This window comes from Micromonospora sp. CPCC 205554, from assembly GCF_036902745.1.
In the GTDB taxonomy this organism is placed as follows: domain Bacteria; phylum Actinomycetota; class Actinomycetes; order Mycobacteriales; family Micromonosporaceae; genus Micromonospora; species Micromonospora tulbaghiae.
This window is the reverse complement of the sequence record NZ_JBAKHP010000002.1, coordinates 389,927-404,831: the sequence shown is the minus strand read 5'-3', so window position 1 is coordinate 404,831 and position 14,905 is coordinate 389,927. Positions and strand designations below refer to the sequence as shown.

Annotated in this window: 12 protein-coding genes; 9 read left to right on the top strand and 3 right to left on the bottom strand. The window is 72.7% G+C overall.

Features of this window, described 5'->3' with window-relative positions; all coding sequences use genetic code 11:
* Positions 1-146: 146 nt before the first annotated feature.
* The 6 genes from V6U82_RS04955 (at position 147) to V6U82_RS04930 (ending at position 7,952) form a co-directional block, all read left to right on the top strand.
* Positions 147-1,430: an ABC transporter substrate-binding protein gene (locus V6U82_RS04955; protein ID WP_128137747.1), complete on the top strand. Its 1,284-nt coding sequence runs from the start codon at positions 147-149 to the stop codon at positions 1,428-1,430.
* A gap of 70 nt (positions 1,431-1,500) precedes the next feature.
* Positions 1,501-2,514, top strand: coding sequence for a carbohydrate ABC transporter permease (locus V6U82_RS04950; protein ID WP_334459443.1), 1,014 nt, complete (start codon positions 1,501-1,503; stop codon positions 2,512-2,514).
* Positions 2,511-3,371, top strand: coding sequence for a carbohydrate ABC transporter permease (locus tag V6U82_RS04945; RefSeq protein WP_128137749.1), 861 nt, complete (start codon positions 2,511-2,513; stop codon positions 3,369-3,371). Before V6U82_RS04950 ends, V6U82_RS04945 begins: the two co-directional genes overlap by 4 nt.
* Positions 3,368-5,815 carry a glycoside hydrolase family 2 protein gene (locus V6U82_RS04940; protein WP_334459442.1) on the top strand — a complete coding sequence of 816 codons (2,448 nt, stop codon included), beginning with the start codon at positions 3,368-3,370 and terminating at the stop codon, positions 5,813-5,815. Before V6U82_RS04945 ends, V6U82_RS04940 begins: the two co-directional genes overlap by 4 nt.
* A gap of 77 nt (positions 5,816-5,892) precedes the next feature.
* Positions 5,893-6,231 carry an ArsR/SmtB family transcription factor gene (locus V6U82_RS04935; RefSeq protein WP_091419334.1) on the top strand — a complete coding sequence of 113 codons (339 nt, stop codon included), beginning with the start codon at positions 5,893-5,895 and terminating at the stop codon, positions 6,229-6,231.
* A gap of 32 nt (positions 6,232-6,263) precedes the next feature.
* Positions 6,264-7,952, top strand: a complete 1,689-nt coding sequence (locus V6U82_RS04930) for a SulP family inorganic anion transporter (protein WP_334459439.1) — start codon at positions 6,264-6,266, stop codon at positions 7,950-7,952.
* On the opposite strand, the gene V6U82_RS04925 is transcribed toward V6U82_RS04930, so the two are convergent.
* Positions 7,949-8,623 carry a DUF4386 domain-containing protein gene (locus V6U82_RS04925; protein WP_334459438.1) on the bottom strand — a complete coding sequence of 225 codons (675 nt, stop codon included), beginning with the start codon at positions 8,621-8,623 and terminating at the stop codon, positions 7,949-7,951. The genes V6U82_RS04930 and V6U82_RS04925 overlap by 4 nt on opposite strands.
* Positions 8,624-8,707: 84 nt before the next feature.
* On the opposite strand from V6U82_RS04925, the gene V6U82_RS04920 reads away from it, so the two are divergent.
* Positions 8,708-9,445: a TetR/AcrR family transcriptional regulator C-terminal domain-containing protein gene (locus tag V6U82_RS04920; protein ID WP_334459436.1), complete on the top strand. Its 738-nt coding sequence runs from the start codon at positions 8,708-8,710 to the stop codon at positions 9,443-9,445.
* The gene (locus tag V6U82_RS04915) at positions 9,438-9,611 is read left to right on the top strand and encodes a hypothetical protein (protein WP_334459435.1); all 174 of its coding nucleotides are present in this window, start codon (positions 9,438-9,440) and stop codon (positions 9,609-9,611) included. The genes V6U82_RS04920 and V6U82_RS04915 overlap by 8 nt, the downstream gene beginning before the upstream one ends.
* Before the next feature lie 78 nt (positions 9,612-9,689).
* Here the strand turns inward: V6U82_RS04915 and V6U82_RS04910 are convergent, their stop codons facing one another.
* Positions 9,690-10,412, bottom strand: coding sequence for a hypothetical protein (locus V6U82_RS04910; RefSeq protein WP_334459433.1), 723 nt, complete (start codon positions 10,410-10,412; stop codon positions 9,690-9,692).
* 61 nt (positions 10,413-10,473) lie between these two features.
* A complete protein-coding gene (gene ilvD / locus V6U82_RS04905; RefSeq protein ID WP_334459431.1) occupies positions 10,474-12,321 on the bottom strand; it encodes a dihydroxy-acid dehydratase in 1,848 nt (615 codons plus the stop codon).
* 110 nt (positions 12,322-12,431) lie between these two features.
* Here ilvD and V6U82_RS04900 point away from each other — a divergent pair, with 110 nt between their 5' ends.
* Entirely contained in the window at positions 12,432-14,879 is a 2,448-nt protein-coding gene (locus V6U82_RS04900) for a putative bifunctional diguanylate cyclase/phosphodiesterase (RefSeq protein WP_334459429.1), read from the top strand.
* Positions 14,880-14,905 lie beyond the last annotated feature (26 nt).

Sequence of the window (14,905 nt, the reverse complement as noted above, 5' to 3'; positions counted from 1 at the left end):
TGTGAGCGGCGAAGAGGTTACCGGACGAGCACATCGGTAACCGCCCGTTGACAGCCCCGGAGGCGAACCGTACGGTGGCCTCACTTATCCGGTTCAGTCAACGTTCCTCGATATCGGGAGCGTTCCCATTCGGCGCGGAGGATGACATGAAACGGTCCTGGACGCACCTGGCGCGCGTGGCCGCCGTCGGTGCCGTCAGCCTGGTCATGGTCGCCGCATGCAGCGGCAGGAGCACCACCGGCGGCTCGGACTCGGCCGGTGGTCAGGTCACGCTGAAAATCAACTTCTGGGGCGACTTTGGCCTCCAGGACCTGAAGGCCAAGTACGAGGCCGAGCACCCGAACGTCAAGATCCAGCTCAACTCCGGTGAGTACAACGCCCAGCACGAAGACCTGCAGAAGAAGCTGGTCGCGGGCAACGGGGCGCCGGACATCGCGGCGATCGACGAGGGCTTCATGGTCCAGTTCCGCAGCCAGTCCGACAAGTTCGTCAACCTGCTCGACAAGGGCGCCGGCTCGTACGAGAGCAAGTACCTGCCCTGGAAGTGGAAGCAGTCGCTGTCGGCCGACGGCAGGACGCAGATCGGCCTCGGCACCGACGTCGGCGGCCTGGCCATGTGCTACCGCACCGACCTGTTCAAGGCCGCCGGCCTGCCCACCGAACGCGACCAGGTGTCCGCGCTCTGGCCCACCTGGGACAGGTTCATCGAGGTCGGCCAGCAGTACACCACCAAGACGAAGAAGAAGTTCATCGACGCCGGCACCAACCTGTTCAACCCGATCCTCGGCCAGCAGCCGGTCGGCTTCTACGACGAACAGGACCAGCTCCGGATGGAGCAGGGCCCGAAGGTGGCGTTCGACTACACGGTCAAGGCCGTCGGCGCCGGGCTCTCGGCCAACCTGGTCAGCTTCCAGGCCGACTGGGACAAGGGCTTCACCAGCGGCGCGTTCGCGGTGCTGGCCTGCCCGGCCTGGATGCTCGGCCACATCAAGGACACCGCGCCCGGCACCGAGGGCAAGTGGGACATCGCCGCGGTACCAGGGGGCGGCGGCAACTGGGGCGGCTCCTTCCTGACGCTGCCCAAGCAGGGCAAGAACGTCGACGAGGCGTACAAGCTGCTGACCTGGCTGGTCGCGCCGGAGCAGCAGATCGAGATCTTCAAGAAGGTCGGCAACCTGCCGTCCCAGCCGGCGCTCTACGCCGACCCGGCCATCGCCGACTTCAAGAACCCGTTCTTCAACGACGCCCCGGTCGGCCAGATCTTCCCGAAGATGGCGCAGGGCCTCACCCCGCAGTACCTGGGCCGGAAGAACGGTCCGACCCGGGTGGCGGTGGAGAACGTGATCCGGCGGGTGGAGAACAAGTCGCTCAAGTCCGACGCCGCCTGGTCCGAGGCGGTCAAGGAGGCCGAGAAGGCCGCCAAGTCCTGACGTGTCAGCGGTGGCGGGGCGGCCCGGTCCGCCCCGTCGCCGTCCGATCTCCCGGCCCTGGAGTGAACCGATGTCCAGCACCCGTGCCGCGCCCGCGCCGCCCGACCGCCCACCCGCGCGCAAGCGCGGCCGTACCGGGGCCGGTGACCGGCGGATGACCTGGCGCGACCGGCTGTACCGCTTCGACATGCGCTACATGCCGTACCTGATGATCGCGCCGTTCTTCCTGCTCTTCGTGGTGTTCGGGCTGTTCCCGCTGCTGTTCAACGCGGTCGTTTCGCTGCGCAACTACCGGCTGGACGACCCGACGCTGCCGTACTGGGCCGGCGCCGAGAACTTCAGCCGCCTGGTCGCCGACGAGGACTTCTGGAACGCCCTCTACAACACCTTCGGCATCTTCCTGCTCTCCACCGTCCCGCAACTGCTGCTCGCGCTGCTCGTCGCGTCGCTGCTCAACCGCAGGCTGCGGGCGCAGACGTGGTGGCGGGTGGGTGTGCTGCTGCCGTACGTGACACCGATCGTGGCCTCGACGATGGTGTTCAGCGTCTTCTTCTCCCGTGACTTCGGCATGGCGAACTGGGCGCTCGGCCTGCTCGGCATCGGCGGCCCGGACGATCCGATCGACTGGCGGGCGGACAAGCTGCACGCCTGGATCGCCATCGCCACCATGGTCAACTGGAAGTGGATCGGCTACAACGCGCTGCTCTACCTGGCCGCCATGCAGTCCATCCCGCGCGACGTCTACGAGGCCGCGGCGATCGACGGCGCCGGCCCGTGGAAGCAGCTCTGGCGGATCACCGTCCCGATGATCCAACCGGTGGTCCTGTTCACAGTCATCCTGTCCACCATCGGCGGGTTGCAGCTGTTCACCGAGCCGATGCTGTTCGACCCGAACGCGCAGGCCGCGACCGGCGGGCCGGACGGCGAGTGGCAGACCATCGCCCAGCTCATCTACAAGGTCGGCTGGAAGGACCTCAACCTCGGCTACGCCGCCGCCATGTCCTGGGCGCTGTTCCTGATCATCCTGATCGTGGCCGGCCTCAACTACCTGCTGACGAACCGACTCTCCGGAGGTCGCCGGTGACGACGCGACGCGTGGTGGCCCGGGCGCCACAGGACACCCCGGCCGGGCTCTGGACCTACCTGCTCCTCGCGGTGAGCATGCTGTTCGCCGCGTTCCCGCTCTACTGGATGTTCGTCATCGCCACCAGCGACGACGAGGCGCTGGCGAAGCTGCCCCCGGCGGTGATCCCCGGAGACCGGTTCCTGACGAACGTCGACGAGGTCTTCTCCCTCCAGGACGTCTACTTCGCCGCCTCGCTGATCAACAGCGTCATCGTCTCCGCCGTGGTGACCGCCTCGGTGCTGTTCTTCTGCTCGCTGGCCGGGTTCGCCTTCGCCAAGCTGCGCTTCAGGGGCAGCCGCGCGCTGATGCTGTTCGTGGTGCTCACGCTCACCGTGCCCAACCAGCTCGGCATCGTCGCGCTCTACATCGTGATGGGCAAGCTCGGCTGGAACGGCACGCTGCTCGCGGTCATCGCGCCCGGCCTGGTCACCGCGTTCGGCGTGTTCTACATGCGGCAGTTCATCGTGAACACCGTTCCGGACGAGCTGATCGAGTCGGCCCGGGTCGACGGCGCCACGACCATGCGGGTGTACGCGACGATCGTGCTCCCGGCGATCCGCCCGGCCCTGGCGGTGCTCGGCCTGCTCACGTTCGTGGCCACCTGGAACGACTTCCAGTGGCCGCTGATCACGCTCAGCGGCACCGACTACCCGACGTCGATGGTGGCGGTCTCCGACCTGGCCAGCGGCAACTACGTGATCTACCGGCGGGTGCTCGCGGGCGCGTTCATCGCCACCGTCCCCCTGCTGGTCATGCTGTTCATCGGTGGACGTCAGATCGTCCGCGGAATCATGGAAGGCGCGGTGAAGTCGTGAGCCGTCGAACGCTGCTGCACCAGGGGTGGACGCTGCGGGCCGAGCCCGGTCCGGCGGTGCCGCCGGAGATCGCCGGGACGGCGGTGCCGGCCACAGTCCCCGGTTGCGTCCACACCGACCTGCTGGCGGCGAACCTCATCCCCGACCCGTACCTGGACGACAACGAGAACCGCCTCACCTGGATCGGTCGCACCGACTGGGTCTACGAGACCACGTTCGACCGGCAGCCCGGCGACGACGACCGGGCCGACCTGGTCTGCGCCGGCCTGGACACGGTCGCCACGGTCACGCTCAACGGCGTCGAGGTCGGCCGCACAGAGAACCAGCACCGCTCGTACCGCTTCGACGTCCGCGCGCTGCTGCGCCCGGGCGGCAACACCCTGGCCGTACGCTTCGACTCCCCGTACCGGTACGCCGAGGCGCACCGGGACCGGCTCGGTGACCGGCCGAACGCGTACCCGGAGCCGTTCCACTTCATCCGCAAGACCGCCTGCAACTTCGGCTGGGACTGGGGACCGGCGCTGGTCACCGTCGGCATCTGGCAGGACATCGCCCTGCACGCCTGGTCGACCGCCCGGCTCGCGTCGGTCCGGCCGCTCGTCACGGTGGTCGACGGCACCGGCCGGGTCGAGCTGCGCGCCGAGGTCGAGCGGGCCGGCGACGAGCCGCTGACCGTCCGCGCCGCCGTCGCCGGGGTCACCGCCGAGGTCGCCGTACCGGCGGGGGAGCGGACCGCCGTCGTGACGCTCACCGTCGCGGACCCCGCGCTGTGGTGGCCGATCGGGTACGGCGACCAGCCGCTGTACGACCTCGACGTGAGCCTGCACGGCGCCGACGGCCGGGAGCTGGACGCCGCGTCCCGGCGGATCGGGTTCCGCTCGGTACGCCTGGACACCACGCCCGACGCCCACGGCACCCCGTTCGCGCTGCACGTCAACGACGTGCCGGTGTTCGTCAGGGGCGTCAACTGGATCCCCGACGACGCGTTTCCCCACCGGGTCACCCGGGAGCGCCTGGCGCAGCGGTTCGCCCAGGCGGCCGGCGCGAACGTCAACCTGCTGCGCGTCTGGGGCGGCGGCCGGTACGAGTCGGACGACTTCTACCAGCTCGCCGACGAGATGGGACTGCTGGTGCAGCAGGACTTCCTGTTCGCCTGCGCGGCGTACCCGGAGGAGGAGCCGTTCCGCACCGAGGTCGAGGCGGAGGCGCGCGAGCAGGTGGCCCGCCTCGCCGGGCGCCCCTCGCTGGTGCTCTGGACCGGCAACAACGAGAACATCTGGGGCTGGCACGACTGGGACTGGCAGGAACCGCTGGCCGGGCGCACCTGGGGACGCGGCTACTACCTGGAGCTGCTGCCGGGGATCGTCGGGGAGCTGGATCCGACGGTCCCGTACTGGCCGGGCAGCCCCTGGTCGGGCAGCGAGGACGTCCACCCCAACGACCCGGCACACGGCACCACGCACATCTGGGACGTGTGGAACACCGACGACTACACGCGTTACCGGGACTACGTGCCCCGGTTCGTGGCCGAGTTCGGTTACCAGGCACCGCCCGCGTACGCGACGCTGCGCCGGGCCCTCTCCGACGACCCGCTCGCGCACGACTCGCCGGGCATGGCCCACCACCAGAAGGCGGCCGACGGGGACCGCAAGCTCCGCCGAGGGCTGGACGCGCACCTGCCGCCGCCCGCCGACTTCGACGACTGGCACTACCTCACCCAGCTCAACCAGGCCCGCGCCATCCAGCTCGGCGTGGAGCACTTCCGTTCGCACCGGCCGGTCTGCGCGGGCACCGTCGTGTGGCAGCTCAACGACTGCTGGCCGGTCACCTCGTGGTCGGCGATCGACGGCGACGGGCGCCGCAAACCCCTGTGGTACGCGCTGCGCCGCGCCTACGCCGACCGGCTGCTCACCGTGCAGCCGCGTGACGGCGGGCCGGCGCTGGTGGCGGTGAACGACACCGCCGACGCGTGGAGCGGGCCGGTGAGCGTCACCCGGCTGACAGTCACCGGGGAGCCGAGGGCGAAGACCTCGGTCGACCTCGACGTCCCGGCGTACTCCTCGGTGGTGGTGGCGCTGCCGGCGGATCTGGCGCGGCCGGACGACGGCCGCGCGGAACTGCTCGTCGCGGACGCCGGGGACGCCGCGGAGCGGGCGCTGTGGTTCTTCGCCGAGGACCGCGACGTGCGCTGGCCGGCGGCGCGGTGGGACGCGACTGCCGAGCCGGCCGACGGCGGCGTGCGGGTCCGGGTGACCGCCCGGACCGTGCTGCGCGACCTGACGCTGTTCCCGGACCGCCTCGATCCGGCCGCGCAGGTGGACCGGGCCCTGGTGACGCTGCTGCCGGGGGAGAGCGCGACGTTCACCGTGCACGCGCCCGGCCCGCTCGACGCGGACGCGCTCACCCGCCGCCCCGTGCTGCGCTGCGTCAACGACCTGATCTGAGGCGGTCACCCGCATCCTCGTCGATTTGAAGATTTCTGCAAGTGCTAAAGTCTTCAGAGTCGTCGGAGGGGTGAGTCGTGTCGGTGCCGCTGTACCAGGCCAAGGCGGAGCTGTTCCGCACCCTGGGGCACCCGGTCCGCATCCGGGTGCTCGAACTGCTCCAGGACGGGCCGTTGCCGGTCCGCGACCTGCTCGCCGCCATCGACGTGGAGGCGTCGAACCTCTCCCAGCAGCTCGCCGTGCTGCGCCGCGCCGGCATGGTCACCTCGTACCGGGACGGCCCGCTGGTGATGTACGCGCTCAGCACCCCCGACGTGGCCGACCTGCTCGCCGCCGGACGGCGCATCCTCGGCGCGGTCCTCACCGACCGGGACGCCCTGCTGGACGAGCTGCGGGCCTCGGGGACGGACCGGTGAGCGCGGCGGCGTCCGGCTCGCAGGCGCCTCCGGTGTCCGGCCGCCGTCGCGCCGGTGACGTCGTCCGGCAGGCGGGCCGGTTGTTCGGCGGGCTGCTGCCCGGCCGGGCCGACTGGGCGGCAGTACGCCGCTCGCCCCGGCGTGACCTGCTCGCCGGGCTCACCGTCGCCGTGGTGGCGCTGCCCCTGGCGCTCGCCTTCGGCGTCACCTCCGGGCTCGGCGCGCAGGCCGGTCTGGTCACCGCCGTGGTCGCCGGAGCGGTCGCGGCGGTCTTCGGCGGCTCCAACCTCCAGGTCTCCGGCCCCACCGGTGCGATGACTGTCGTGCTGGTGCCGGTGGTGCAGCAGTTCGGTGCCGGTGGCGTGCTGATGGTCGGCGCGCTGGCCGGGCTGATCCTGATCGCGCTCGCCCTGGCCCGCCTCGGCCGGTACGTCCGCTACCTGCCGGCCCCGGTGATCGAGGGCTTCACCGCGGGCATCGCCGTGGTGATCGCGCTGCAACAGGTGCCCGCCGCGCTCGGCGTCACCGGCGCACACGGGGAGAAGGTGTGGGCGGTCGCCGCCGACGCGGTCGCCCGGTTCGCCGCGCAGCCCCGGCCCGCCGCGATCGCCGTGGCGCTCGGCGTGGCGGCGCTGATGCTGCTCGGCGGGCGGTGGCGGCCCGCCGTGCCGTTCTCCCTGGTCGGGGTGGCCGCCGCGACGGCTCTCGCCGAGCTGGCCCCGATCGACCTGGCCCGGATCGGCGAGCTGCCGCAGGGGCTGCCCGTGCCGTCACTGGGCTTCGTGGACCTCGGCGCGCTGGGCGTGCTGCTGCCGAGCGCCCTGGCGGTGGCCGCGCTCGCCGCCCTGGAGAGCCTGCTCTCCGCCACGGTGGCGGACGGCATGACCGTCGGCGAGCGGCACGACCCGGACCGGGAACTGTTCGGCCAGGGCCTGGCCAACCTGGCCTCCCCGGTCTTCGGCGGCATCCCGGCGACCGCCGCCATCGCCCGTACCGCGGTGAACGTGCGCGCCGGGGCGTCCTCGAAGCTGGCCGCGCTCACCCACGCGGTCGCCCTCGCCGCGATCGTCCTGGCCGCCGCCCCGCTGGTCGGCCGCATCCCGCTGGCCGCGCTGGCCGGGGTGCTGCTCGCCACCACGGTCCGGATGGTGGAGGCGGCCTCCCTGCTGGCGCTGATGCGGGCCACCCGCGCCGACGCGGTGGTGCTGGTGCTGACGTTCGCCGTCACGGTGATCTGGGACCTGGTGACCGCAGTGGTCGTCGGGCTCGCCGTCGCTGTGGTCCTGGCGCTGCGCGCGGTGGCCCGCAGCGCCAAGCTGGAACAGGTGCCGCTGGACACCGGCGAGCACAGCGACGAGGAGCACGCGCTGCTCGCCGAGCACATCGTCGCGTACCGGCTGGACGGGCCGCTCTTCTTCGCCGCCGCGCACACCTTCCTGCTGGAGCTGGCCGAGGTGGCCGACGTGCGGGTGGTGATCCTGCGGATGTCCCGGGTCTCCACCATCGACGCGACCGGCGCGCAGGTGCTCGGCGACGCCGTCGCCCGGCTGCGCGCCCGGGGGATCACGGTGCTGCTCTCCGGCATCACCCCGGGCCACGACCAGGTGCTCAGCACGCTCGGCGTCGCCGACGAGCTGCGCCGCGAGGGCCTGGTGTTCCCGGACACCCCGGCCGCCATCCGGTACGCCCGGGGCGTCGCCCTCGCCGCGAGCCCCGCCTAGGCTTCGGCCCTTTCGAGCGCCCGCCCGCGCACGCCGAAGACGATCAGGTAGCCGAGGATCCAGACCTCGCCCACCGTGGCGGGCACCACCAGCAGGTCACCGGCGATGCCGGCGTCGGGGGCGAGGTAGGCGACGAACGTCATGAGCACGTAGCCGACGCCGCCGGCGACGAGGACCCAGCCCAGCGGCCGGGGCAGCCAGCCCGACCGGAGCACGCACCAGCCCATCGGCACCAGCCAGAGACCGAAGAAGAGGCCGCCCACCTCCCACAGGTTCCCGTTGACCAGATAGAGCAACTGGACGGTGCCGGCGTCGCCCGGCCCGCCGGTCGCGACCTGCAGAGCCGTCGCGAGGACGGCGGCGCTGCCGAGGATCGCGACGGCGTTGACCAGCCCGAAGGCGGCGATGCTGCCCGCGGCGGTGCCGTCGACGGTACGGAACAGCCGGTAGAACCAGACGGCGGTGAGCGTCTGAGTGAGGACGACCAGCAGTTCGAGCGCGATGCCGGCGCGTGCCAGCGGCTCGTGGGCGACCAGGTTGGCGAGCGTCGTGCCCGCGTCGTCGGCGTCGAAGATCATGGGGCGGACGGTGAGGAACCCCAGCGCGCCGGTGACGGCGAGCCCGAGGTAGAACAGCCCGGTCACGCGGGCGGTACGGATCAGCTGGTGCATGGCGGCTCCTCGGGGGTGGTCGACGTGCCTTGGCTGCGCTGCCTTACGTCGTAAGGCCAACCATACGTTGTAAGGTCAAGGGGGATGGGAAGCCGGATGGGAGCGAGGAAACCGCGGGAGCCGCTGAGCCGCGAGCGAGCCCTGGCCAGCGCGATCGCCCTGGTGGACGCCGAGGGGATGGCGGCGCTCACGATGCGCCGGCTCGCCGCGGAACTCGGCGTCGAGGCCATGTCGCTCTACCACCACCTGCCCGGCAAGGCCGGACTTCTCGACGGCCTCGTGGACGCCGTCGCCGCGGAGATCACCTCAGCCGCCGAGCGGGCCGAGGCGGACGCGCCCGGCGCCGACTGGCGAACCCGGCTGCGGCTGCGCTTCCTCGCCGCGCGTGCAGTCATGCTGCGGCACCCGTGGGCCCCGGCGCTGCTCAGCTCCCGCCCGACCGTCCCCGCCGGGGTGTACGCCTACTACGACGGCATCCTCGCCACCCTCGTCGACGGCGGCTTCTCGTACCGGATCGCCCACCGGGCGCTGCACGCCTTCGGCAGCCTGGCGCTCGGCTTCGCGCAGGAGGTGTTCCGGCCGGACGCGGGCGGGGTGGCGGACGCGGCGGCCGCGGAGGCCGAGCTGGTGGCGCTGGCCGAACGGCTGCCGCACCTGGCCGCGATGGTCGCCGCCGAGACGCACGACGCGGCGGATCCGACGCTCGGATGGTGCGACAGTCAGACCGAGTTCGAGTTCACCCTCGACCTGCTCTTCGACGGCCTGGAGCGACACCTGGCGGGTTCGGGCCGCGCCCGACGGGTACCAGGACGGCATGACTGATCCGGTTGAGCTGTCCGAACTGCACGCCGAGGGCGCGGACCCCGACGACGTCACCCCGGACGAGCCGCACGCGGACCTGGACGGGACCGACGAGAACTCACCGGCGGAGTTCGGCCTGCCGATAGACGGCACCGCCCCCGCCGAGGAGGACCCCTCCCAGTCCTGACGCGCCGCTGCGCCGTGGGTGGAACGTCATGGGTGTCTACGGCCCCGTTCCACTCAGCGGTTGTGCGGGCCGCGAGCGCTAGTTGGGCAGGGCGGCGAGGCCGGCCAGCAGTTCCCACCGCTCGGCCTCGGTGAGCACCGCGTACGCGGGTTCGTCGCGGCGGTCGGTGTCCGCCTCGATCGCCGCGCGTTCCGGGCCGTCCGGCAGCGCGCGGATCTCGTCGGCGGTCAGCCCGGCGGCCCGCCACGCGGCCCGGTGCGCGTCGGCGCGGTGGTGGCGCAGCGAGCCCAGCCGGGTGACGAGCAGCAGCGCCGGGGAGGCGCCCTCCGGCTCGTACGGCGGGGACATCGCCCGGAACACCGGCCCCCCGGTGGCCTGCGCGTGCGTCAGCACCCGGCCGACCAGGTCGGCGAGGCGGGGCACGATGCTCAGTCCCGGCAGGACGCCGGGCAGCATGGTCCACAGTTCCTCGGCGGCCTCACCGGTCGCCCGCTGGGCGAACAGCGTCAGCTCGCGGCCGAGGTCGGTGAGGTGCCAGGCGCCCTCGGCGTCCCGGACGACGACACCCTGCGCCAGTTCCTCGTCCATGCTGCCGGAGGTGTAGACCAGACCGTCGGCAAGTGCCTCGGCGGGCATCGGGCGGGCCAGCACACCGGAGAAGAAGCTGTTCTCCGCGCCGAGTGTGCAGCCCCGCTCGGCGTAGAACGCCTCCATCCGGGCGCGGGCTCCCCAGCGGGCGCCCACGTAGACCCGGTCGATCGCGGGCCGGACCAGTCGCGCGTAGCTCACCGTCGTCTCCACGCCGCCGGACCCTACCGGCGGCGGGCGTGAGGCGGGGCCCCGTCGCCGGGCCCCGCGCCGCTCACTCGGGGACGCGGCGGTAGGCGCCGTCGCTGGCCGAGGTCGCCATCGACGCGTACGCGCGCAGCGCCGCCGACACCGGACGCTGCCGGTCGACCGGGGTGTACGGGCGGTCCCGCTTCTCCTCGGCCACCCGGCGTGCCTCCAGCTCGTCGGCGGGCACGTTCAGCTCGATCGACCGGCCCGGGATGTCGATGACGATCTCGTCGCCGTCGCGCACCAGCGCGATCAGCCCGCCCGAGGCCGCCTCCGGCGAGACGTGCCCGATGGACAGGCCGGAGGTGCCGCCGGAGAACCGGCCGTCGGTCAGCAGCGCGCAGGAACGGCCCAGCCCGCGGCCCTTGAGGAACGAGGTGGGGTAGAGCATCTCCTGCATGCCGGGGCCGCCCTTCGGGCCCTCGTACCGGATCACCACCACGTCCCCGGCGACGATCTCCTTGGCGAGGATGGCGGTCACCGCGTCGTCCTGCGACTCGTAGACCTTGGCCGGGCCGCGGAACGTCAGGCACTCCTCGGGCACCCCGGCGGTCTTCACCACGCAGCCGGCCGGCGCGAGGTTGCCGTGCAGGATGGCCAGGCCGCCGTCCGCGCTGTACGCGTGCTCCCGGTCGCGGATGCAGCCGTCGGCCGCGTCGGTGTCGAGCGACGACCAGCGGTTGGTGGTGGAGAACGGCTCGGTGGTGCGCACCCCGCCCGGCGCGGCGTGGAACAGCTCGACCGCTTCCGGGGTGGCCGAGCCGCCCCGGACGTCCCAGTCGGCCAGCCACTCGTCGAGGCTGGGGGAGTGCACCGCGCGCACGTCGCGGTGCAGCAGCCCGGCGCGGTCCAGTTCGCCGAGGATGGCGGGGATGCCGCCGGCCCGGTGCACGTCCTCCATGTGGTACTGCGGCGAGTTGGGGGCGACCTTGGCCAGGCACGGCACCCGGCGGGAGATCGCGTCGATGTCGGCGACGCCGAAGTCCAGTTCCGCCTCGCGGGCGGCGGCCAGCAGGTGCAGCACGGTGTTGGTGGAGCCGCCCATCGCCACGTCGAGGGCGATCGCGTTCTCGAACGCCTCCCGGCCGGCGATCGAGCGCGGCAGCACCGAGGCGTCGTCGTTGGCGTACCACTGCTTGGCGATCTCGACGACGGTGCGCCCGGCCTCGACGAACAGCGACCGCCGCGCGGCGTGGGTGGCGAGCGTCGACCCGTTGCCGGGCAGCGCCAGGCCGATGGCCTCGGTGAGGCAGTTCATCGAGTTGGCGGTGAACATGCCGGAGCAGGAGCCGCAGGTGGGGCACGCGGAGCGCTCGATCTCGCCGAGCTGGTCGTCGGTGACCGCCTCGTTCGAGGACGCGATCATGGCGTCGATCAGGTCGATCTTGGAGTGCACCACGCCCTCGATCGCCACCGTCTTGCCGGCCTCCATCGGGCCGCCGGAGACGAAGACGGTCGGGATGTTGAGCCGCAGCGCGGCCAGCAGCATGCCCGGGGTGATCTTGTCGCAGTTGGAGATGCAGACCAGGGCGTCCGCGCAGTGCGCGTTGACCATGTACTCCACCGCGTCGGCGATCAGCTCCCGGCTGGGCAGGGAGTAGAGCATGCCGCCGTGGCCCATGGCGATGCCGTCGTCCACGGCGATCGTGTTGAACTCCCGGCCGACGCCGCCGGCCTCGGCCACCGCGTCGGCGACCAGGCCGCCGAGGTCCTTGAGGTGGACGTGACCGGGTACGAACTGGGTGAAACTGTTCGCGATGGCGACGATCGGCTTGCCGAAGTCGTCGTCGGTCATCCCGGTGGCCCGCCACAGGGCCCGGGCGCCGGCCATCGTCCGACCGTGGGTGGAGGTCCTCGACCGCAGCTCAGGCATGACAACCAGTCTGACACCATCCGCGCGGCGATCCCGCGGCGCGCACCCTGTGTCCCAACAGTTGCACACCCGGTGCCCCACGGGAGGCGCTCATCCGGCAGAGTTGACGCGTGCAGTCGTCCCCGGGGATGGTCACCGTCGCGGTGTTGAGCGGCATCGTCGCGGCCGGTGCCGCCGTGCTGCTCACCGCGTCGGTGCGGCGCCGCACCGGCCCCCGCCGGCCGGCCCACCTGCTGCTCGCGGTCGCCGCCGGGGCCGCCCTGTTCAGCCTCCTGGTCGGTCTCGGCGGCCTGCTGGCCGCCGGTGACCACTGGGCGCACCGGCAGGGCCAGCGGACCGGGTGGGCGGTCCTCGTCTCCGCCGGTACGACGCTCGCCGCGCTCGGCCTCGGCGCCGCCGTCCTGCGGCTGCCCGGCGCCGCCGCGACCCGGGCCGCCACCGCCCGGCTGCTGCTCGACGGCCTGATCATGGGCAGCGCGCTCTGGTTCGTCGGCTGGGTGGCGTTCAGCGAGCCGACCCGGGTGCTCGGCGACGCCACCCCGGTCGCCTGCCTGCCGATCGTGCTGGCCACCGTCAGTGCGGCGCTCACCACCGGGCTCACCGTGATCGTCGTGCTGCGGGTCGCGCCGCCACGCGGGTGGCTGACACTGCTCGCCGCGGGCGCGATAGCGGTGACGGCCGGCGGGTTGACCGTGTCCGCCGGGCTCTGCCAGGCCGGCCCCGGCATGGTGCTCACCGGCGCGGTGCTGACCGCCGCCGGTCTGCTGGCCACCGCCGTGGCCGGGCGCCGGGCCGACCTCACGCAGCTCGACGTCGACTTCATCCGCCGCGACGGCGAGTACGCCTTCGTGCCGATGTTCGCCATCGCGGCCTCCGCGATGTACCACCTGGTGCAGGGCGGCGGATTCGACGGGTACGCCATCGTGGCCGGCACCGTCGAGGGGTTCGCCCTGGTGACCCGGCAGTATCTTGCCCTCAACGACGTGCGCGGCTACGCCATCCGGCTGGCCGAGCGGGAGGCGCACTTCCGCGAGCTGGCGCACACCGACCCGCTGACCGGGCTGGCGAACCGGCGCGGGCTGCTGCGCGCCCTGCACCGCAGTGCCGAGGCGGGCGTGCCGTGCGTGCTGCTCGGGCTCGACCTCGACGGCTTCAAGAACGTCAACGACATGCGCGGGCACGACGTCGGCGACGCGGTGCTGGTCGAGGTGGGGCGGCGGCTGCGGGGCAACCTGCGCCCGGGCGACCTGGCCGCCCGGCTCGGCGGCGACGAGTTCGCGGTGCTGATGCACGGGCCGGCCGACCCCGGCCCGGTCGCCGACCGCCTGCTCGGGGTGCTCGGCCGCCCGTACGAGCAGGGGGACGGGCCGGTCTTCCTGTCGGTGAGCATCGGGGTGGCCGCCGGGCACGGTGAGCAGGACGTCGAGCTGCTGCTGCGCAACGCCGACCTGGCGCTGCGCTACGCCAAGCAGCGGGGCAAGAACCGGATCGAGCGCTACGACGCCACGTACGACCAGTTGCTGAGCCGGCGTACCCGGATGGAGCACGAGCTGCGCGGCGCGATCGAGCGCGACGAGCTGCGGCTGGTCTTCCAGCCGGTGGCCTCGCTGCCGTCGGTGCGACCGGTCGGCGCGGAGGCGCTGCTGCGCTGGCGGCACCCGGAGCTGGGCAACGTCCGGCCGGACGAGTTCATCCCGCTGGCCGAGGAGTGCGGGATGATCGCCAAGCTCGGCGCGTGGGTGTTGCACCAGGCCTGCTACCAGCTCTCCCGCTGGCTGGCCGACGGGCACGACGTGTGGGTGTCGGTGAACGTGTCGCCGCGCGAGCTGCACGCCCCGGAGTACGTCGTCCAGGTCGCCGACGCGCTGCGCGCGCACCACGTGCCGCCGCAGCGGCTGGTGCTGGAGGTCACCGAGCACGCGGTCGCCACCGACCTGGACGAGCTGATCCGGCGGCTCACCGCGCTGCGGCTGACCGGCGTCCGGATCGCGCTGGACGACTTCGGCGCCGGCTACTCCTCGCTCGGCCAGCTCCGGCGGCTGCCGATCGACATTCTCAAGATCGACCACAGCCTGGTCGCCGAGCACGAGCCGGTGCGCCCGGTGGGGCGCGACGGCCCGGCGTTCGCCCCGATGGTGGACATCGTCATGCGTCTGGGGCACCAGCTCGGCCTGGAGGTGATCGCCGAGGGCGTCACCAACCCGACCGAGCTGGCCGCGGTGGTGGCCGCCGGCTGCCGGTTCGGCCAGGGCGCGCTGTTCGGCTGGGGCGTACCGGCCGAGCACCTGGAGGCGATGCTGGAGGCGGCCACCGCGCCCGGCAACCGGCACACCGCGATGCCGCCGGTGCCGCCGCCCGCGCCGGCGCGCGCCCCGTCGCCGCTGCTGCCCCGGCTGCGCAACAATCCGCCCGCCGCGGTGCCCGCCCAGCGTCCCCCGATGGAGGGATCTTCGCAGGTGGCGCCGGGCGCGCAGGGGGTGCCGGCGGCCGACACGCCCACGTCCGTGAACCAGAATGTGGGATCAGTTGACTCATCGCGTGAGATGCGTCAGGCTTAGCCGCATGTCGTCGAACCGGTCGCCGC

Coding starts and splice junctions, on each gene's coding strand:
- V6U82_RS04955 (WP_128137747.1), top strand. CDS start 147: ATGAAACGGTCCTGGACGCACCTGGCGCGCGTGGCCGCCGTCGGTGCC.
- V6U82_RS04920 (WP_334459436.1), top strand. CDS start 8,708: ATGGGAAGCCGGATGGGAGCGAGGAAACCGCGGGAGCCGCTGAGCCGC.
- V6U82_RS04925 (WP_334459438.1), bottom strand. CDS start 8,623: ATGCACCAGCTGATCCGTACCGCCCGCGTGACCGGGCTGTTCTACCTC.
- ilvD (WP_334459431.1), bottom strand. CDS start 12,321: ATGCCTGAGCTGCGGTCGAGGACCTCCACCCACGGTCGGACGATGGCC.
- V6U82_RS04915 (WP_334459435.1), top strand. CDS start 9,438: ATGACTGATCCGGTTGAGCTGTCCGAACTGCACGCCGAGGGCGCGGAC.
- V6U82_RS04950 (WP_334459443.1), top strand. CDS start 1,501: ATGTCCAGCACCCGTGCCGCGCCCGCGCCGCCCGACCGCCCACCCGCG.